This is a genomic window from Candidatus Margulisiibacteriota bacterium (assembly GCA_041650855.1).
Taxonomy (GTDB): Bacteria; Margulisbacteria; WOR-1; order O2-12-FULL-45-9; family XYB2-FULL-48-7; genus JALOPZ01.
Window position 1 is genome coordinate 95,173 of sequence record JBAZKJ010000001.1, and the last position, 19,804, is coordinate 114,976.

At 61.6% G+C, this 19,804-nt stretch carries 19 protein-coding genes; 17 read left to right on the forward strand and 2 right to left on the reverse strand.

Annotated features, from left to right (window positions below):
- Nucleotides 1–11 precede the first annotated feature (11 nt).
- Both WC529_00505 and WC529_00510 read left to right on the forward strand, forming a co-directional pair.
- Nucleotides 12–863: a hypothetical protein gene (locus tag WC529_00505; GenBank protein MFA5112760.1), complete on the forward strand. Its 852-nt coding sequence runs from the start codon at nucleotides 12–14 to the stop codon at nucleotides 861–863.
- Nucleotides 860–1,981 carry a hypothetical protein gene (locus tag WC529_00510; protein MFA5112761.1) on the forward strand — a complete coding sequence of 374 codons (1,122 nt, stop codon included), beginning with the start codon at nucleotides 860–862 and terminating at the stop codon, nucleotides 1,979–1,981. The genes WC529_00505 and WC529_00510 overlap by 4 nt, the downstream gene beginning before the upstream one ends.
- Here WC529_00510 and aspS read toward each other — a convergent pair.
- Entirely contained in the window at nucleotides 1,978–3,774 is a 1,797-nt protein-coding gene (gene aspS, locus WC529_00515) for an aspartate--tRNA ligase (GenBank protein ID MFA5112762.1), read from the reverse strand. The two genes, WC529_00510 and aspS, sit on opposite strands and share 4 nt — an antisense overlap.
- Nucleotides 3,775–3,804: 30 nt before the next feature.
- Nucleotides 3,805–4,662 carry a hypothetical protein gene (locus WC529_00520; protein ID MFA5112763.1) on the reverse strand — a complete coding sequence of 286 codons (858 nt, stop codon included), beginning with the start codon at nucleotides 4,660–4,662 and terminating at the stop codon, nucleotides 3,805–3,807.
- 46 nt (nucleotides 4,663–4,708) lie between these two features.
- Here WC529_00520 and thrC point away from each other — a divergent pair, with 46 nt between their 5' ends.
- From thrC to WC529_00595, 15 genes are read left to right on the forward strand one after another with little or no spacing between them, the layout of a single operon-like run.
- Nucleotides 4,709–5,758, forward strand: a complete 1,050-nt coding sequence (gene thrC / locus WC529_00525) for a threonine synthase (GenBank protein MFA5112764.1) — start codon at nucleotides 4,709–4,711, stop codon at nucleotides 5,756–5,758.
- Nucleotides 5,748–6,899, forward strand: a complete 1,152-nt coding sequence (locus WC529_00530; GenBank protein ID MFA5112765.1) for a DUF362 domain-containing protein — start codon at nucleotides 5,748–5,750, stop codon at nucleotides 6,897–6,899. The genes thrC and WC529_00530 overlap by 11 nt, the downstream gene beginning before the upstream one ends.
- 46 nt (nucleotides 6,900–6,945) lie before the next feature.
- Nucleotides 6,946–7,707: a methyltransferase domain-containing protein gene (locus tag WC529_00535; GenBank protein ID MFA5112766.1), complete on the forward strand. Its 762-nt coding sequence runs from the start codon at nucleotides 6,946–6,948 to the stop codon at nucleotides 7,705–7,707.
- 49 nt (nucleotides 7,708–7,756) lie between these two features.
- Complete coding sequence (locus tag WC529_00540; protein MFA5112767.1) at nucleotides 7,757–8,128, forward strand: hypothetical protein; 372 nt, start codon at nucleotides 7,757–7,759, stop codon at nucleotides 8,126–8,128.
- Between the two features lie 58 nt (nucleotides 8,129–8,186).
- Nucleotides 8,187–8,825: a DUF6498-containing protein gene (locus WC529_00545; GenBank protein ID MFA5112768.1), complete on the forward strand. Its 639-nt coding sequence runs from the start codon at nucleotides 8,187–8,189 to the stop codon at nucleotides 8,823–8,825.
- A 3-nt stretch (nucleotides 8,826–8,828) separates the two neighbouring features.
- Nucleotides 8,829–9,605, forward strand: a complete 777-nt coding sequence (locus WC529_00550) for a hypothetical protein (GenBank protein ID MFA5112769.1) — start codon at nucleotides 8,829–8,831, stop codon at nucleotides 9,603–9,605.
- A gap of 30 nt (nucleotides 9,606–9,635) precedes the next feature.
- Entirely contained in the window at nucleotides 9,636–9,896 is a 261-nt protein-coding gene (locus WC529_00555; GenBank protein MFA5112770.1) for a zinc ribbon domain-containing protein, read from the forward strand.
- 4 nt (nucleotides 9,897–9,900) lie between these two features.
- Complete coding sequence (locus WC529_00560) at nucleotides 9,901–10,386, forward strand: hypothetical protein (GenBank protein ID MFA5112771.1); 486 nt, start codon at nucleotides 9,901–9,903, stop codon at nucleotides 10,384–10,386.
- 11 nt (nucleotides 10,387–10,397) lie between these two features.
- Nucleotides 10,398–11,489, forward strand: a complete 1,092-nt coding sequence (locus WC529_00565) for a hypothetical protein (protein MFA5112772.1) — start codon at nucleotides 10,398–10,400, stop codon at nucleotides 11,487–11,489.
- Entirely contained in the window at nucleotides 11,476–13,197 is a 1,722-nt protein-coding gene (locus WC529_00570; GenBank protein ID MFA5112773.1) for an ABC transporter ATP-binding protein, read from the forward strand. Before WC529_00565 ends, WC529_00570 begins: the two co-directional genes overlap by 14 nt.
- Complete coding sequence (locus WC529_00575; GenBank protein MFA5112774.1) at nucleotides 13,194–14,066, forward strand: lysophospholipid acyltransferase family protein; 873 nt, start codon at nucleotides 13,194–13,196, stop codon at nucleotides 14,064–14,066. The genes WC529_00570 and WC529_00575 overlap by 4 nt, the downstream gene beginning before the upstream one ends.
- Nucleotides 14,063–15,598, forward strand: coding sequence for a glycosyltransferase family 39 protein (locus WC529_00580; GenBank protein ID MFA5112775.1), 1,536 nt, complete (start codon nucleotides 14,063–14,065; stop codon nucleotides 15,596–15,598). Before WC529_00575 ends, WC529_00580 begins: the two co-directional genes overlap by 4 nt.
- A gap of 16 nt (nucleotides 15,599–15,614) precedes the next feature.
- On the forward strand, nucleotides 15,615–16,331 hold the full coding sequence (locus WC529_00585) for a polyprenol monophosphomannose synthase (GenBank protein MFA5112776.1): 717 nt from the start codon (nucleotides 15,615–15,617) through the stop codon (nucleotides 16,329–16,331).
- On the forward strand, nucleotides 16,328–18,304 hold the full coding sequence (locus WC529_00590) for a lipid-A-disaccharide synthase-related protein (protein MFA5112777.1): 1,977 nt from the start codon (nucleotides 16,328–16,330) through the stop codon (nucleotides 18,302–18,304). The genes WC529_00585 and WC529_00590 overlap by 4 nt, the downstream gene beginning before the upstream one ends.
- Nucleotides 18,282–19,802: a DUF2079 domain-containing protein gene (locus WC529_00595; GenBank protein ID MFA5112778.1), complete on the forward strand. Its 1,521-nt coding sequence runs from the start codon at nucleotides 18,282–18,284 to the stop codon at nucleotides 19,800–19,802. Before WC529_00590 ends, WC529_00595 begins: the two co-directional genes overlap by 23 nt.
- The last annotated feature ends 2 nt before the right edge of the window (nucleotides 19,803–19,804 follow it).

Here is a 19,804-nt window from a genome sequence, read left to right on the forward strand (position 1 = left end):
CGATATCGGGCATGACTTGCCGGCGCGTTTTCTCTTTCCTGCTCGGCTGCCAGTTGCTGGCAGGCGCCGCGGCCGGTTATTCTGCGGAATTGTCCGGCATCAGCGCCGGTGGCGGCGCGGGCTCGTCCGGCAGCTACACCGGCATCGCGGTGATCGGCAGCCCGGCGGCCGGCACAGCGGCCAGCCCCGGCTACACCACGATCGCCGGGACCGGGGTCATCATCGTCACCGTCGGCACCAACCCGCCAATGGTCAGCGACCTGCGGGTCGACGGCACCCCGGTGCTTAATAACGATTACGTGAAAAATAACGGCACGCTGACCGCCGTCGTCTCCAGCGATGCCGGGCTCGACCTGATCGCCAGCTCGCTCGAGGTCGACGGCGCCGCCACCAGTTTTGCCGCTCTCTCCGGCGGCTCCTCGTACGACGCCGATTCCAAGCTCCTGATCTACAAGCTTGCCCTCTCCGCCGACGGCGCTCATCCGCTCGTCCTGCACGCGGCCGATAACGCCGGCAATTCGACCACGCTCTCCCTGACCCTCAAGGTCGACAGCGGCGACTTGAAAGCGGTCGCGGTCTACTGTTATCCCAATCCTTACAATCCCGCGGCCGGCAGCGCCCGGATCGCCTACCAGTTGAATCGCGACGCCGATACTTCGCTCTATATTTTCAACTCGGTCGGCGAATTGCTCTATAAGCGGGATTACCCCGGAGGCTCGATAGGCGGGTTGACCGGTTATAACGAAGTTGCCTGGGACGGCAAGTCCGACTTCGGCGGCGTCGTCGGCAACGATATCTATTTCCTCCGCGTTGTTTCGGGCGGCAAACCGGTCGGCAAGACCAAGATCGCGGTGCTCAAATGAGATGCCTGATCGTCCTGCTCCTTTCGGTCCTATTGACCGTAACGGCAATGGCGGCAAACACCTCGGTCGACCCGAGCCGGATAGCGGTGGGAGCCAGGTCCCTGGCCATGGGCCGGGTTTCGGCGGCAGACCCCGGCAACATCAATTCGCTCTTCATCAATCCGGCCAACGCCGCGGCGCTCAATAACTGGGGCGTGACTTCCATGTACACTTCCCTGCTCGAGGGGGAGATGAACTACCAGCTGCTCGGCGGCGCCAAGAATCTGCTAGGCGGGACCGTGGGACTCGCCTACCTGGGCGGAAGCTCAACGGGCCTGGCGGTGACCAGTTTGGACGCGACCGGCCGCGTCGTGCCGACCGGCACCACTTTCGATTACGGCAACTCGACGATCACCCTGGCCTACGGCAAGGCGCTCAACCCGGCGCTGGCCGCCGGCAGTTCGCTCAAGGTCGTGAGCAAGAGCTTCGGCAGCCAGGGGAGCGGCAACGGCTACAGTCTCGAACTCGGCGTTCTTTTTAATCCGCGGGAGGAGCTCAACCTCGGCCTGGCGGCGCAAAACGTCGTCGGCAGCCTTAACTGGGGGACCGGCGCGAATGAAAGCCTGGCGTTCGGCCTCAAGGGGGGCTTGAATTATAAGGCCGGCGCAGACTTCACCCTGGCGGCCGACGCCGACCTGACCCCGCTGGCGTTCCACGCCGGCGCCGAATGGAAACCGTCGCCGCTCCTCGCGGTCCGTGGCGGGCTCGAGCGGATCCCGACCGGTAATTCCTCGGCCGCGCTGAACCTGATGGCCGGCCTCGGTTTCGCGCTCAAGGGGATCAATTTCGATTACGCCTATCTAATGGACGGCGCGCTGGCGGCTAACTCGACGCACTACTTCACTCTCGCCTTCCTCCCCGCTGTCGCGCCAACCTCGGCCGCGCCGGCCATCCCGGTCGCCGCTCCGCCGCCGGTCACGCCGGCACCGGTCATTGCCCCCGCTCCGGTCGTGCCGGCAATAATTCTGCAGCCGGTTAAACCGGCGCTCAAAAAAGCGCCGGCCAAGAGCAAGAAAAAGGTCCCGGCCAAGAAAACGTCGAAAAACAATAAAAAGCTGAAGAGAGCGTCGCGGCGTTAAAGAACGTTCTTGATATGCAGCTCTTTGAGCTGATGCGGATCGACCACGTCGGGCCCCCCGGTCAAAGGACACATGGCCGACTGGGTCTTGGGGAAGGCGATCACGTCGCGGATCGAGTCCATCCCCGCCAGCAGCATCACTAAGCGATCCAACCCCAGGGCGATACCACCGTGCGGCGGCGCGCCGTACTCCAGCGCTTCCAGGAAATAACCGAAGCGGCGCTTGGTCTCCTCTTCGGTCAACCGGATGATCTGGAAAATAGTGTTTTGCACCGCCGACTGGTGGATCCTGATCGAGCCGCCGCCGATCTCGGTCCCGTTCAGGATGATATCGTAGGCCTGCGCCCGGAGCGCTCCCGGATCTTGCTGGAACCGCTCCGCCAGATCGTCCCAGCGGCCGTGCGGCGCGGTGAACGGATGGTGGTTCGCGACCCAGCGCTTCTCGGTCTCGCTGTACTCAAAAAGCGGAAAATCGGTGACCCAGAGGAAATGGAACTTGTTCTTGTCGATCAGGTCCAGTTTTTGCCCCAGTTCGAGCCGCAACTCGCCGAGAACGGCGTGGACGACCTTAAAAGTATCGGCGCAGAAGATCAGCACGTCGCCGGTCTCCCCTTTCAGGCGCGCAACGATCGCGTCAACCTCGGCCGGTTTCAGGAACTTGATGATCGGCGACTTCATTCCGCCGGCGGACAGTGCGATCCAGGCCATCCCTTTGGCGCCGAGCCCTTTGGCGGTCGCTTCCAGGTGATCCAGGTCGGAACGGGAAAGCTTTTCGCCCCCCTTGATATTGATCCCTTTGACCAGGCCGCCCTTGGCGACCGTTTCGCGGAAGACCTTGAACTCGGTCTCTTTGACCAGATCGGAAACATCGACCAGTTCCAGACCGAACCGGGTATCCGGCTTATCCACGCCGTAGCGGCTGATCGCCTCGTTCCAGGTTAACCGGGGGAACGGCAGGCTGATCTTCGGGATATTCTTGCCGCGGAAAAGATCAATGTCCTTTTCCAGCGCGTCGAGCGAATGCTTGAGCAGCCCTTCGATCAGGGCAATGACGTCGTTCTCTTCCACAAAAGACATCTCCAGATCAAGCTGGGTGAACTCCGGCTGGCGGTCGGCCCGCAGGTCCTCGTCGCGGAAACAGCGGGCGACCTGGAAATATTTTTCCAGCCCGGCGACCATCAGGATCTGCTTGTAAAGCTGCGGCGATTGCGGCAGGGCGTAATACTTGCCGGGGTTGACGCGGCTCGGGACCAGGTAATCGCGCGCCCCTTCCGGCGTTGACTTGCCGAGGAACGGCGTTTCGATCTCCAGGAACCCTTGCTGGTCGAGGTAATCGGACATCGCCTTGATCACTTTGTGGCGAAAGACCAGGTTCTCGCGCATCTGCTGTTTACGCAGGTCGATGTAGCGGTATTTAAGGCGGACGGTCTCGTCCGGTTCGGTCCGCGGATCGGCGATCTCAAATGGCGGGGTCTTGGCGGTGTTCAGGATCTCGAGGTAAGAGGCCATGATCTCGATCTGGCCGGTCGGCAGGTCTTTATTAACGGTTTCCGGGGAGCGCTTGACGACCGTCCCCTTGACCTCGATCACGTATTCCGAGCGGAGGTCCTGGGCCTTGACGTGCAGTTCCGCGTCCTTGCTGCTAAAGACGACCTGGACCAGGCCGGAGCGGTCGCGCAGGTCGATGAAAATGAGCCCGCCGTGGTCGCGCCGCCGGTGGACCCAGCCCAAAAGTTCGACCTTCGTCCCTTCATCCTTGGTTTTGATCTCGCCGCAGCCGTGCGTCCGTTTCATACGGACTGATTATAACATAGAGGAAGGCCGTTAGCCCAATCTATAGCGTTGGTAAAGATCGGCGGTTTGCCGGACGAACGGGGCAAGTACTCCTTCCGGTATTACCAGATCTTTCGCCGTCTGCGCCAGGCTCGGGTTTTCCTGCAGGACCAGGCTGCGGAACAGCTGGAGATGGAACAGGCCGAAGACGATATTTTCGCCGTTCGGATACTGCCCCACTTTCCACGGCTGCAGGAATAACAAGCTTAACCGCCGGACCGTATCGTCGGTCTGGGTCGCACCGAAGATCTTGAGCTGCTCGGTCGACCGGTACAGGTTCGGCCGGGCGCCGGCAATGGCGTTCTCAAAAAGGACTTCCCAGAGGAGCGAAGCGGAACCGTAGGTCGACCGAGTTTCCGCCGCCTGGTTCCAGGGAGCGTTTTCCATCAACCAGAGGTTGGTCGGCTCGTGAAAAATGCCGTAGGCCTCGATCCGCATCGTCTCGTAATCCCTGACCGCCAGGGTCCGGCCGGCGTACCATTCAAGTTTACCCGCCAGATCAAAGTTCAGGATCCGTTCGGCCGATTCTTGAGCCCGGTCGAGCGGGTTTTGCAGCGTATATCCAGCGGTTTTCTGCCATTCTGCAAAACCGGCGCGCAGCTCTGCCGCGGTCATCAGGCCGACTTCCACCTCTTTCGGCTGGAATTCCGCGTCGGGGAGCAGCGCGATCTTCCTGACGCTTTCGTGCGCCGGCTGCAACCGCGTGTTGAGCCGGAAGAAAGCATTTAGCCCGTGCCAGCTCGGTTTGACCGCGGTTTGCGGCGCGATCGCCTGCAGCCGCTGGTAAAACAGCCGCCGCAGCGCTCTCTGCCCGCTCACCCTGGTATTCATTGTCGCGTTTACCATCATTCTGCCCTTCTTATTATCGGCAAATTTATGCTATAATTTCAGCGTTATGCAGTGGCGCGGCGTGATCGAAGAATATCGCGACTACCTGCCGGTGACCGACGAGACACCGGTCATTACCTTCTGCGAAGGCAACACCCCCCTGCTCAAGGCCCACAAGCTCTCCGAACTGACCCGCTGCCAGGTCTATCTAAAATATGAGGGAGCGAACCCGACCGGCTCGTTCAAGGACCGCGGCATGACCATGGCGATCAGCAAGGCGAAAGAGCGCGGCTGCAAAGCGGTGATCTGCGCCTCGACCGGCAATACTTCGGCTTCGGCTTCAGCTTACGCCGCCCGGGCCGGGATGGACTGTATCGTTATTATCCCCAAGGGGAAGATCGCCCTCGGCAAATTATCGCAGGCGATCATGCACGGCGCCAAAGTTTTTGAGGTGGACGGCAATTTCGACCAGGCGCTCGACCTGGTCCGCGAGCTCGGCGACAAATACCCGGTCGAGATCGTCAATTCGATCAACCCGTTCCGGATCGAGGGGCAAAAGACCGGCGCCTTTGAGATCGTCAACCAGCTGGAAGCCGTGCCCGATTATCACGCCATTCCGGTCGGCAACGCCGGCAACATCACCGCCTACTGGAAAGGGTACAAAGAGTATTACGGCGCCAAGAAGATCTCCACCCTGCCGAAGATGATCGGTTTCCAGGCCGAAGGGGCTGCCCCGATCGTCCGCGGCCACCCGATCGAGAAACCGGAAACGCTGGCCACCGCCATCCGGATCGGCAATCCGGCCAGCTGGAAGACCGCGGTCGAAGCGGCCGAACAATCGGGCGGTTCAATTTCGATCGTCACCGACAGCGAGATCGTTGCCGCGTATCAGCTTGTTGCCCGGTCGGAAGGGGTTTTCTGCGAACCGGCCTCCGCCGCCTCGATCGCCGGCGTGCTCAAGCTCGTCAAAGCCGGCAAGATCCCCGATGGCTCGACCGTCGTCTGCATCCTGACCGGTCACGGCCTCAAGGACCCCGACAACGCCATCATGTTCGGCGAAAAGCCGGCGTTCATCCCCTGTAAAGCCGCAGCAGTCGCCAAAGCCCTTGGCTACTAGAGTCTCGATCACCCGCTGTCCCGATTATCGCCAAATCGATCTCGGCCAACTCCTCGCTCCCCTCGGCGGCATTCAAGCTTTTGTTAAACCGGGCCAAAAAGTCCTGATCAAACCGAACGCCCTCCTCGGCAAAGCACCGGACGACGCCGTGACGACCCACCCCGCCCTGATCGCCGCGGTCATCAGGGAGGTCAAAAAAGCGGGCGGGATCGCGCTGGTCGGCGACAGCCCCGGCAACGCCCACAGCAACGTGCCGCACACCATGGAACAGACCGGGATCAAACAGGCGGTGAAAGAAGCGGGCGGGATCCTGATCTACTTCCAGCAACAGGGAGTTGTGGCGGTGCCGAGCCCGAGCGGGAACAAGCGGCTGCCGACGCTGATGATCGCCAAACCGGCGCTCGAAGCCGACGTCATCATCAACCTGCCGAAACTCAAGACCCACAACCTGACCCAGTACACCGGCGCGATCAAGAACATGTTCGGCGTCGTCCCCGGGTTCAACAAGACCAGCTTCCACGCCGCCCATCCCCGCCCCCGCGATTTCGCCGAGTCGATCGTCGACGTCTTCCAGGCGGTCAGGCCGGCGCTCAATATCATGGACGCGGTGGTCGGCATGGAGGGACCGGGCCCGTCGAACGGCTCGCCGCGGAAATTCGGCGCGCTCCTCGCTGCGGCCGACGCGGTGGCGCTCGACGCCGTCTGCTCCGACCTGATCGGTTATAAACCGGCGGAGATCTTTACCACCACGGTCGCCGCCCGGCGCAAGCTGGGGGAAATGGACCTGGCCAAGATCGAGGTGGTCGGTCCGCGGCTGGACGAATTCCGGCAGGCGGACTGGAAAAAAGCTTTCAACGTTCAGGGGCTGGTCAACTGGCTTCCCGATTTCATCGTCAACCTGGCCGGGCCGATCGTCCGGCAATTGACCATTTATCCGGCCATCGACCAGGCTAAATGCGTCCAGTGCCTGGCCTGTTTCCATAACTGCCCGGCCAATACCATTATCCACGACCAGGCGGCCAAGGTCGTCTGGATCGACCAGAAAAACTGCATCAGCTGTTTCTGCTGCCACGAACTGTGCGAATACGACGCGGTCAAACTGGAACGTTCCTGGCTGGTACGCCTCCTCCGCCTCGGTTAATCCCCTGAAATTTACCGCCGATCGGCCGGAAATATAACCGGCCAACATGAGCATCATGCCGTTACCCAGAATATTACCGACCACCCGGGGGACCCGCCACCTGGTCACCCATTTGCGGGTCAACCTACCGGCCAGCGTCCCCGATCGCGACGAGATCGAGCTCCGCTGCGTCCACTCGTACGAGCGGTTAGCCCGGACTTACCGCGACGATCCGCAATTGTTGCTCCAAGCGGGCGCCCGGCAGGACCTGGCGCTTTATTCCCGCGAGTTCGGGGTCGACCTGGCCAGTCTGGATGTCCCGCCCGGCAAGCCGCGGGGCAAAGCGCTGTTCATCAAGCCCGGCTTCGCGGTCGCCGAACGCCAGTTCCAGCATCTCTACGGCAAGTCGCTTGACGTCGTCTGCGTCGATTCCGCCCTCCTGCCGCAATACGACCTGCCGCTGGAACCCTGGGCCAAAACGGTCGGTGTCGTCCCGGGCGCGCTGGAAGCCCTGCCGTTCCCCGACAACACGTTCGCTTATGTCATCGCCCGCCCCAGCCTGAAAGGGATCATTGATCCGCTCCGGGCGCTCGACGAAGCGATCCGGGTCGCGGCGCCGCAGGGAACGGTCTTGGCCTATTTTCTCAGCGCCGAGTGCGCCCGCGGCCTCTTCAATTTCCGGCACGAGGAGCTGATCACCCGGCTGGACGCGTATCGCGCGGAGCACGGCGCCGTTTATCGGGAATTCACCCCCCTGGTCGATCCGCGCAAAGGAGTGGGCCTCCGGGCGGTCAAATTGTGCGACTTCCCGCTTCCGCCGCTCGCTTAAATAATAACTGGCCTGAAATAATCCGCCAAATCTGCCGATATACATCCGTATGGGTATCAAGAGCGCCCTGACGCGCCTGTCGCTTACCGCCCGGACCAAACTGATCAATAAGGGGATCGGCCGGCAATATTTTCTCGGCAGCCAGAACCCGGTCGTCCGGGCGACCGCTTTTTGCGCCCGGCTTAGCAGCCAAACGCCGATGCAGGCGATCGCCGACGCGATCTTGAACGACTGCCTGAACGGCGATAAGATCATTGAAGCGGCCGCCAACGTCTACCGCGATCATTTCCGCCGGTTCCGTTTCAACGCCCATGAAAGCGACGCCCTAGCCATTCTGTTGCTCGAAAAGCCGCGCGTCCAAGAAGATCTGCTTTACGGCCTTTCGGTCGTCAATCTGCTCAAACACCTCGATCTCGGCTAAATTCTTCGCCCAAAGCCTCCGCCCGGCGCCAGCAACGGCGGAGTGCTATAATATCCCCATGAAAAGCGCCCCGTTTCTCCAGCGCGACAACGACCCGACAATCTGGTCGCTGATCGCCGTCAATTTGCTGACCATTCTGCTGGCGCTCAAGTTCAATTGGAGCCTGCTGGAGCTGATGTGGATCTACTGGGCGCAGAGCGTCACGATCGGCGTCTTCAATTTTTTCCGTTTGCTGACGGCCAGTTCCCCCTTTCCCGTCCACGTCACGATCAACAAGCAGTCGGTCACCCTGCAGACCAATTGGGCCAACGCGGCTTTTTTCGCCCTCCACTACGGCTTCTTTCACTTCATCTACGCGATCTTCCTGCTGGTCTTCACCTTCGCCGGCAGCGAGGTCTTTCCGGGCGCGGCCGCGATCAACTGGTGGTCGGTCCTCGGGGTCTCGGTGATGTTTATCGCCAACCACGGGTTCTCTTTTTTCTATAACCGGGAAAAGGACGCGGCCAAGGCCGACGCTTCCCGGCTGATGATGTTCCCCTACGCGCGAATCATCCCGATGCACCTGACGATCATCCTGGGAGCGGTAGTCGGCGAAATGTTCAGCTCACCCACCCTGGCCGCTTATTCCCCCCTCCTCTTATTTATGGGCTTAAAGCTGGCGGCCGACGTGATCATGCACCGGATCGAGCACCATTAAGCCATGAAAAAGCCGATCGTTATTGCCGTCGCTGTTCTGGTTTTCTGCCTGCCGGCCTTTGCCCTCTACCAGTTCGCCTTCCCGGCCGAAATGATCGGCCGGCGCTACGCCGCCGAAACCCGGCTCAAGAAAGACGGTTCCCTCTTTGGCCAGTCAACCACCAAATTCGAGAAATTGGCCTATCAGGGAAAAACCTACCTGGTCATGACCAGCCGGTCGTCCGGCACCATGCAAGGGAAACCGTTCACCAGCACCCTGGTCCGCTACTTCCTGCTGGCCGAGGGAAAGATAACCAGCTACTCGCTCAAAGGAGAAACCAAGAGTGACGGCAAGCCGTGGACCGATTACGACCTGAGATTTGACTGGCCCAGCCGGTCCGTTCGGGTGGACTACAACGACTATGTCAGAAAAGACAAGGTCGGCAAGACCGTCCCCCTTGAACCGGCGCTGGTAGCGGTCATGGACCTCGATCTTTATCTCCCATCACTGCCGGCCAGAGGCGTCCGGGAAGAGAAGGTGAAAACGCTCCTCCCCAACGGGCAAACATTCGGTTTTTTGCTGAAACTGACCGATCAGCCGGAAACCGTAACGGTCAAGGGGAAAGCCCTGCAAGCCCGGCGCGTTGAGCTTAAGCCGGACCTGGGCCTGATCAGCGCGGTGATCCCCAACGTCAACTACTGGCTCGACAACGATCCGCCGCACGGGCTAGTCCGCTTTGCCGGGCCGATCAGCGGGCCGGGCTCACCGGACGTTTTTCAAGAGATATTCCCCCTCGATTAATGGTATAATAAGGGTTCAAAGGAGTTGCCAATGGACATTTGCCAAAGCTGCAGCATGCCGCTGAGAAAAGATGAGGACCGCGGGACCAACGCCGACGGGAGCCGGAGCCGGGATTATTGCCATTTCTGCTATGCCGGGGGGAAATTCACCGATGAGGGGATCACCATGGAACAGAAGATCGAAAAAATGATCGCCCGGGCCAAAGAAGTGAATATCCCGCCGGAGAACGCCCGTCTCCTGGCCCAAAACACCCTGCCGACACTGAAGCGGTGGCGCTCCGCCGGGAAATAAGGCCATGTCAAGCACCCTGGACGGTCTTTCCAATCTGACCGCGGTCTCCGCCCGGATCGAGGCGCTCAAGAACGCCAAACTTAACAGCGCGGCGGCGCTGAACGCCACCGATTCGACCGCCACCGGCACCAATGTCGATTCTCTCCTGATCCAGAACGAACAGAATTTCAGCAAGATGCTGGATATTCTGACCGCCAGCAGCGACGATCAATCCGGCTCGGCCGATTCGACGTCCTTCCTGGGCGAACAGGATTCCACCCTGAACAGCCTGGCCGAGCAGCAAACGACCCTCAACCTGAAACGGCTTGCCGCCATGGAGGAAACTTCCCCGCTGATCGGCCGGACCGTCTCTTATTATACGGCCGACTCGGCCGCGCAAAAAAGCGGCGTGGTGAGCAGCGTCGCCTTCACCGACGGGTCATCCGGCGCGATCCTGGTCCTGGCCGACGGCGCCCGGGTCCCGACCGGCGCCGTGACCGAATTGAAGTAAGACCGACCTTTATGAACAAAGACATCGTCCTCGTCGCCAATAGCCCCGGTGAACTCTCCGCGCTGGTCCGGCCGATCGTGGCCGAACTGGCGCAGCGGCCCGGCTGCCGGATCATCCTGGTCCTGACCCCCTGCCAGTACACCAGCGGCGTGGAGGTCGAGTTCAGCCGGCAGATCAAGGGGATATCCGAGATCATCACCGCCGGGGAATACCGCAACTGGGCGATCATGAACCACCAGCCCAAAGTGAAGTTCGCGCCGCAGGGCGTCGTCCTGTTCCTCGGCGGCGACCTGCTCCACGCCATGCTCATCGCCAAAAAACTGAACTACCCGGCTTACGCCTACCTCAACGAGCGGATCGCCTGGAAGAATTTTTTCCGGCGGTTCTATGTCCCGGACGAGGCCGCCCTCAAGAAGTTCACCCGGCAGGCTCCCCGGGGCAAGGTCTCCCTGGTCGGCAACCTGATGGTCGACTCGATCGCCGAGCTGAAAAGATGGGCGCCGGAAAAGAACGTTGTCACCTTCATGCCGGGCAGCCGCAAATGGGAGATCGACTACATGACCCCGTTCTACAAACAGGTAATGGAGCTGATCCGGGCGGAAAACCCGGCGGTCAAGTTCCAGATCGTCAGCTCGCCGTTCATCCGGGCGCACGCGATCCCCGGCGCGAAAACGGTCCACTTCGAGGACATCCACAATTCCGAGCTCGTCGTAACGATCCCGGGGACCAACACCGCCAAGATCGCCGCCCGCGGCATCCCGCAGATCATCGTTTTCCCGCTCAATCACCCGGAAGTCATCCCCATGGAAGGGCTGGCGGACCTGCTCGGCAAGCTGCCGGTCATGGGGAAGCCGTTCAAGCGCTGGGTCGCAAATCTAATTGTGAAAAAGACCCAGTTCTTCGCCCTGCCGAACCAGAAAGCGGGGCGCGAGATCGCCCCGGAGATCCGCGGCGAGATCGAACCGCTCGGGGTCGCCATGAAGGTCGACGAACTGCTGCGCGACCGCGCCGCCCGGGAACGGATGTCGCTGGAACTGACCGCCGCTCTGGGCAAACCGGGCGCGGCCAAAAAGATCGTGGAGGAGATCTGTGGGGGAATATAACCGGCTGTTCAAGTACCTGCGGCCTTACCTGCCGCAGATCGTCGTCACCTGGTTCTGCACCATCCTGGTCACCGCCACCACCCTGCTCCTCGCCCCGCTGGCCGGCTACGCTTTCCAGGCGATCGGCGATAAAAACCTCGGTTCGCTCAACCTGGCCGTGCTCGGCGTCATCGGCCTGTACGTCCTGAAAGGGTTGTTCACCTACGGGCAGGAATACCTCTCCTACCTGGTCTCCAACCGGGTGATCGTCGACCTGCGGGTCCGCCTCTACGAACACCTGCAGGAACTCTCCCTCGATTTCTACGGTCGCTGGCATACCGGCGAGCTGCTTTCCCGGATGATGAACGATATCGCCAACCTCCAGCTGACGATCCTGACCAGTTTTACGGCGATCATCCCGCAAAGCCTGCTGCTGATCGGCCTGCTGGTCTACATCTTTGTCCTGAACTGGCAGCTGTCGCTGCTGATGCTGGTCGCTTTCCCCCTGATCGTCCAGCTGATGCGCTGGTTCGCTTCCGGCCTGCGCCAGATCAGCGAGCGGGTCCAGCAAAAAACGGCCGACATCACCGCCCACGTCCAGGAAACGGTCTCCCAGATCCGCGTCGTCAAGGCGTTCACGATGGAAAAGGCCGAGACGGAAAAATTCCGCGCGGAGAACGCCAAGGCGCTCAAGATCACCATGGGCGCCGTCCAGATCCTTTCGACCCAGAGCCCGGTCATCGCCCTGCTCCAGGCGACCGCCGCCGTCGGCATCGTCTGGCTCGGCGGCCTGCAGATCATCAACGGCCAGTTGACCCTGCCGCAGCTGATCTCGTTCGCCACCGCCCTCGGCATCATGACCGACCCGGGGAGCACGCTGAGCAAGGCGTTCGCCGTTATCCAGCAGGGGCTCGCGTCGAGCAAACGGATCTTCGAGATCATCGACACCGTGCCGAGCGTGGCCGACCGGCCCGGCGCCCAGCCGCTGCGGGAGATCGTCGGCCGGATCGAGTTCCAGCACGTCACTTTCGCTTACGACCGGGAACCGGTCCTGAACCATATCGACCTCGACGTCAAAGCGGGCGAAGCGCTGGCGCTCGTCGGCCGGACCGGCTCCGGCAAAAGCACCCTGGTCAATCTGCTTCCCCGTTTTTACGACCCGCGCGCCGGCCGGATCCTGATCGACGGCGTCGACCTCCGGGACGTGACCAGCGAATCGCTCCGCAAGAAGATCGCCATCGTGCCGCAGGAGATCGCCCTTTTCCGGGGGACGATCGAAGACAATATCGCCTACGGCAAACCGGACGCGACCTGCGATCAGATCCAGGCGGCGGCCAAGGCCGCGAACGCCCACCAGTTCATCAGCGCCCTCCCCAACGGCTACCTGACCGAGGTCGGCGAGCGCGGCGCCAAGTTGTCGGGCGGCGAAAAACAGCGGATCGCCATCGCCCGGGCGGTCCTGCGCGACCCGAAGATCCTGATCCTGGACGAGGCGACCTCGTCGCTCGACGCCGAGACCGAAGCGCTGATCCGCGAAGCCCTGGACAAACTGATGAAGGGACGGACGACCTTCATCATCGCCCACCGCCTTTACACCGTCGAACACGTTGACCGGGTCATCGTCCTCGACGGCGGGCGGATCGTCGAACAGGGGAACCACCGCGAGCTGCTGGCCAAGGGCGGCCTGTACCAGAAATTATACGAACTGCAGCTCCAGAACAAAGGATGATCGCCTTACTCTCTTTTAGCCAAGCGTGCTGCGGCCTGATCTTCCGGCTGCCGCCGCGCCTCGCGCTCGGGTTCATCCGCCTGAAGGCCAAAGGACTTTTTTGGATCGCCCGGCTGACCCCGCTCCGCCGGATCGTCAGCGCCAATTACCGCTGCTTTTTCCCGGAAGCCGACGCCGACGCGCTGGCCGACAAGCTGCTGGACAACGTCAGCCGCTCGATCATGGAAGTGCTCTGTTTCCCTTTTTTCCGCGCGGAGCATTTTCGGCTGCTCGGCCGGCTGGAAGGCCGGGAGAATCTGGACCTCGCCCTGGCCGACGGCAAAGGGGTCCTGCTCCTGACGATGCACACCGGCAACTACGAGTTCATGCAGGTCCTGCTGCCGCAGCTGGGGTACCATCTTAACGCGGTGATGAAAGCGCCGCCCGGCGACCGGCTTTTCCAGTTCATCAACCGGAGCCGAACGGCGACCGGCTGCCGGCTGATCAATGTCGAGACCGCCGACATGTACCGCGAATCGCTCGCCCGCCTGGCGGCTAACGAGATCGTCGGCCTGCTGATCGACACCGGCGCCCGGGAAAGCCGCAACGAAACGATCGTTTTCCTCGGCAAAAAAATGCCGGCGGCGACCGGCTGGCTGACGCTGGCGCAACGCTCCGCGGCGACGCTGATGATCTGCACCTGCCGGCGGGAAAACGGGCGGCTGGTGGTCAAGCTCGAGCCCCCTTTCCGGATCACCGCCGGCAACCGCGAGGCGATGCGGGAGCACGTCCGCCGCTCGTTCGACGAGTTCGTCCGCGCTTACCCCGACCAGTGGGCGCTCTTCCTCAATAAGGACGAGATCAGCGGGATCATGGACGAGAACCGATGAAAAAGAACGCCATCCTCCTCTGCCTGCTGGCCGCGGCGCTCTATTTCTTCCGGCTCGGCGCCTTTTCGCTCTACGACGCGGCGGAGACGACCTACGGCGAGTTCACCAAGAACATTTTACAAATGAACGATTGGCTGACGCTGCATTACAACGGCCAGGTCATTTTCGACAAACCGCCGCTCTACTATTGGCTGGCCGCCCTGCTTTCCCGGCTGGTCGGCTTCAACGAATGGGCGATGCGCTTTTGGGCGGCGCTGGCCGGCGTCCTGACCGTGCTGGCAACCTACGCCTTCGGCCAGCGTTTCTATAATGAGCGGGCCGGCTTCCTCTCCGGCGTCGTGGTGATGACCGCGTTCCAGTTCCTGGTCCAGTCCCGGATCGCCGAGCTGGACGTCGTGCTGACCCTTTTTCTCTTTAGCGCCCTTTTTCTTTTCCTGGCCGGTTATCAGACCAACGACCGACGTTATTATGTTTTAATGTATTTCCCCCTGGCTTTGGGGGTCTTGATCAAAGGGCTACTGGCCGTCGCCCTCCCCGGCTGCGCGATCTTTCTTTTCCTGTTGTTCAAAAAAGAGCTGGTCAAGATCAAAGGATTGGCGATCATCCCGGGCATTTTGATCGTCGCCGTGATCGGCCTGCCGTGGTATATCGCGGAATATCTGATCCACGGCCAAGTATTTTTGAATTTTGCCCTTGGATTTTTGTTTTTATCCCGGTTTCAGGGGGTGGTCGCCGGCCATACCGGCCCCTGGTACTACTATTTCCCGGCGCTGCTGATCGGCTTCGCCCCGTGGTCGCACCTTTTGCCGCTCGGCCTCTGGCAAACCTGGCAGGCCAAGAAAAACGACCCTGAATTATTGGCGCTCTGTTTTATCATCCCCGCCCTGATCGTCTTTTCGGTCGCCAAGACCAAGATCCCGAACTACGTCCTGCCGCTCTATCCGTTCCTGGCCCTGATGGTCGGTGCCGCCTGGGACAAATTACTGCGGGAACCGGGAACGGAGCGGCGCGGTTTCCTGATCGCGAACCTGTTCTTGGCCGTTGTCGTCGCGCTGATCTTCGCCGGGGTGATGATGGTCGGCAATAACCAGTACCCGGCGCAGTACGCGACACTGGTCCCGCCGCTCCAGGCGCTGGCCGCGGCGCTCCTCCTCGGCTCCGCCGCCGCGATCACGCTCTTTTTCCTGAAAGCTTACCGCCTTGCCTTTGCGGCGATCCCGGCGATGGTCTTTGTCATCGCGCTGGTCCTGACCCTTTGGGCGCTGCCGGCGGTCGAGCCGCTCAAGGGGGAAAAAGAGCTCGGCCAAAAGGTCACCGCCGTTATCCGGCCGGCGGAACGGATCGCCGCCTATAGTGTCGGCAACCGCCCGGGCATCGTCTTTTATAACAGCCGGACAGTCGTCATGCTCAGCACCGAGGCGGAAGCGCGCGGTTTTCTCAACGCCCGGCAAGGTTTTCTCTTTACCGCCGAACGCCCGCTGGCGTTCGGCCGCCTGTTCGCCAGACAGGGGGAGCTTTTTGTCTACCGCTGATGATATAATATAAACCATGAACAAACCGGAGCTGTCCGTCGGCATCCCGACCTATAACGAAGCAAAGAACATCGAAACGATGATCGTGCGCGTCAGCGAAGCGCTGAAGCAGCGCCACATCAAGGGCGAGATCATCGTCATCGACGACAGCTCGCCCGACGGCACCGCCCAGCTGGCCGACAGCCTGGCCGCCACTTTCCCGGTCCGGGTCTATATCCGGACCAAGCGCGAAGGCCCCGGCCCGGCCATCCTCGACGGGATCCGCCTGGCGCAGGCGCCGGTCGTCTGCATCATGGACGGCGACCTGAGCCATCCGCCTGAAACGCTGCCCGACATGTACCGCCTGATCAAGGACCAGAAAGCGCTGCTGGTCGTCGGCAGCCGCCACGTCAAGGGGGGCGGCACTTCCAAGTGGATCTGGTACCGGAAATTCTTTTCCTGGGGGGCGCGGATGCTCGGCCGCTTCCTGACCCCGGTTAACGACCTGACCGCCGGCTACTTCATGCTCGACAAAAAGATCCTCGAGGGGGCGCAGATCAACCCGATCGGCTGCAAGGTCGGCCTGGAGCTGATGGTCAAGGGGAACCATCAGGGCAAGGTCGTGGAATTCCCCATCGTTTTCCGCGAGCGCGAGGCCGGTGAAAGCAAAATGGGCTGGCGCGAGACCAGGCAATATCTCCAGCACCTGGTCAACTTGACCCTCTGGAAGCTCGCCCACCCGTTCCGGCGATGATCGATCTCTCGGTCATCATCGTCAACCGGAACGGCCGCCAGTTCCTGGCCGACTGCCTCAACTCCGTCTACAGCGCCACCCGCCAGGCGACCTTTGAGATCATTTTCGTCGACAACGGCTCGACCGACGATTCACTGGCTTTGGTCAAGGGGCAGTTCCCGGCGGTCAGGATCATCGCGAACCGGACCAACCTCGGCTTTGCCCCGGCCAACAATCAGGGGCTCAAGGTTTCCCAGGGCCGTTACGCCGTTCTGCTCAATACCGACACCGTCGTCCGCGACGGCGCCTTCGACCAGATGCTGAAGTTCCTGGACAAGTCGCCCAAGGCCGGCGCCTGCGGGCCGAAACTCCTGAACCGCAACGGGACGCCGCAGCACCAGGGGGGATTGTTCGCCCGCCGTTTTTGGCTGTCCGCCGAACCGGTCAAGGTCGATTACGTGATCGGCGCCTGCCTGATGGTCCGCCGCGAAGTGATCGACATCGTCGGCGGCCTCGACGAGAACTTTTTCTTCAGCAACGAAGACCTCGATTGGGGGCGCCGGATCAGAAAAGCCGGCTGGGACATCTATTTTCTGCCCGAAGCGGAGGTCGTCCACTACGGCGGGTTCACTATAAATAAGTTCGACCGCCGGCTCTTCGTCGAGGGGTTCCGCGGCGGCCTCTATTTTTGCCGGAAGCATTACGGCAACCTGGTTTACCAATTTTACCGCTGGCTTCTGGCGGCCACTATGGCGCTGTCCGTCCTCCTAGTCATACTGCCGTCCTTCCTCCCCGCCTACCGGGAAAAACTGGCCGCTTACTGGCAGATCTTCTGGTTAGCCGTCCGTAACGACCTCCTCCCCCCTTACCGGACGCGCCAAAGGGTCTTGCTGGTCAGCAACGGCCACGCCGAGGACCTGGCCGCGGCGGCGATCGGCGCCGGGCTCAAGGATTGCGAACTGGCAGCGCTCCCCCTGGTCGGACTGGGACAAGCTTACGACCGGGAGGGGATCGAGAATCTCGGCTTGAAAAAGATCCTGCCGAGCGGCGGCTTTGCGAAGGAAGGGACCTCCTTCCTCCTCAAGGACCTGCTGGGCGGGCTGCTCGGCTTGACCTGGAAACAGGCCGGCATTCTCCGCCGCGCAGGGCGGGACGCCGACCTCGTCGTCGCCGTCGGCGACGCTTACGTCGTCGCCCTCTGCGGCCTGTTCGCCCGCCGCCCGCTCATTTTTGTCGACGGGCCCAAGTCGGTCAAGATCGAAGGTTATCAGCCCCTGGAGCTCTGGCTAATGCGGCGGTACTGCCGGGAGATCGTGGTCCAGGACCGGGAAACGGCCGATTATCTCGTTGAGCAAGGGTTACCCGCCCGTTTTCTCGGCAACTGGGTCATGGACTACGTCCCGGTGACCGGCGAGAAGTTCGACCTGCCGCCGGCGGCGACGGTGATCGGTATCCTCCCCGGGACGCGGGGCGAAGCCTACGCCAATCTGGGGCTGATCCTGGAGATCCTGGAAAAACTTTACCAGACCGACCGCAACCTGGTCGGCCTGATCGCCTCCACCCTCGACCGCCACAAGATCAAGGTGCCGGGTTGGGAACTGGCGGGCGACAAATTGACCTCGGCCGGCGGTGCGACCGCCCTCTTGGTGGAAGGGAAGTTCGCCGACGTCTGCCTTAATTCCAAATTGATCATCGGCCTGGCGGGGATCGCCAACGAACAGGCGGTCGCGTTCGGCAAGCCGGTCGTCTGTTTTCCGGGGAGCGGCCCCCAGACAACGCTCCGCCGCTGGCAGGAGATCCAGAAGATCACCGGCCATTCGATGGAGATCGTCCAAGGGGACGCCGCGGCCAAAGCCGAGCAGATCGCGGCGCTGCTCCGCAATGAAGACCGCTTGAACGCCATGGCCGCCATCGGCCGGGCGAGTAAACCGCAATGGGGGGGCGTCGGCCGGATCACCGCGCTGGTCAAGGATGTTCTGGACCGGCAAAAATAAGCGGCTGGTCTGGCTGATCATCGTTTTCACCCTTTTCTTCGGGGCGTTCCGGCTGATGCAGCATTACACCTTCACCAACAACGCGCTCGACGACGGCTTCAACGATAACCTGATCTGGAACACCCTGCACGGCAACTTTATGCAGAGCGACATCAAAGGCTACGTAACGCTCGGCGACCACCTGGAGCTAGCCACCCTGATCTTCGTCCCGTTCTACGCCCTCGGGCTCGGCCCCTGGGTCCTGTTCCTCCTCCCGCCGCTCCTCACGGCGCTCGGCGCCCTGCCGCTTTACTGGCTGGCGCGGGAGCAGCTTGGCGACGATCACCCCGGCACCCGGCTGATCCCGGCCGCGTATCTTGGCTCGATCCCGATCGTCAACATGACCTTTCAGGGTTACTACCCGGTGGCGCTCTGCATGACCCCGCTCCTCCTGGCGTTCTATTATCTGACGCACGACCGGTACCGGCCTTTCCTTTGCTGGCTGGCAGCGGCCATGCTCTGCCAGGAGAATATCTACCTGGTCGCCGCCTTCTTCGGGCTGTACATCGCAGCGGTCAAGGAACGAAAGCTCTTCGGTCTCTCCCTGTTCGCCGCCGGGATCGCTTTGTTCATCCTGGCCGTTGCGGTCGTGATCCCGCATTTTAACGGCGGCGGCCAATACGCTTATTACGATCGTTACGCTTATCTGGGGAGCAGTATCCCGGCGATCGTCACCACCCTGGCGACCCGCCCGTTCTTTGTCCTGGCGCACGTTTTGACCGGCGACAAATTGCTTTACCTGTTCGGCCTGCTGCTGCCGGTCGCCTTTCTCGCCTGCCTCAGCCCGCTCGCGCTCCTCCCCGCCCTGCCGGTCGTCGGTTTAAATCTTTTAAGCACTTACCGCGACATGTACCAGCTCGGCACCCGTTATCCGGCGGCGATCGTTCCGTTCGTTTTCGCGGCCGCCGTTCTCGGCTGGCAGCGGTTGGGCCCGCGGGCGGACCTGCGCCTGATCAGGCGGACGGTCGTCTTTTGCCTCGCTCTTTCCCTGCTCTACTTTTTTCTCGGCTTCTTTCTCCGTTATACCTGGATCACGCCGGCTGTCCGGGAAGGGCATGAGCTGCTGCGGCTGGTCCCGCCGGACGCCGCGGTCTGCGCCGTCGGCAATATCTATCCGCACCTCTGCCACCGGCGGAACATCTGGCTCTTCCCGAAGAACCGGGAACGGGCGGATTACCTTGTCCTCTGCAAGCTTGACCCGGCCTGGCCGGTCGACGGCGACTACGCGCCGGCTTTAGCGCAACTGCGCGACCGAAAAGAATACGGCAAGATAATGGAATATATTTTTATCGGCGAGGCGCCGACCCCGGGCCCGATGCGGAAAAAGGACTATGCCCCACTGTACGAGCTGATCCGGCGTGACCGGCGCTTTCGGGTCGTGCGGGAAGGAAAACATTATCTGCTCTTGCGGCGGACGCCGTTAGGCTATTCAAACGCGTTATCCTTGAGGTATAATTAAAA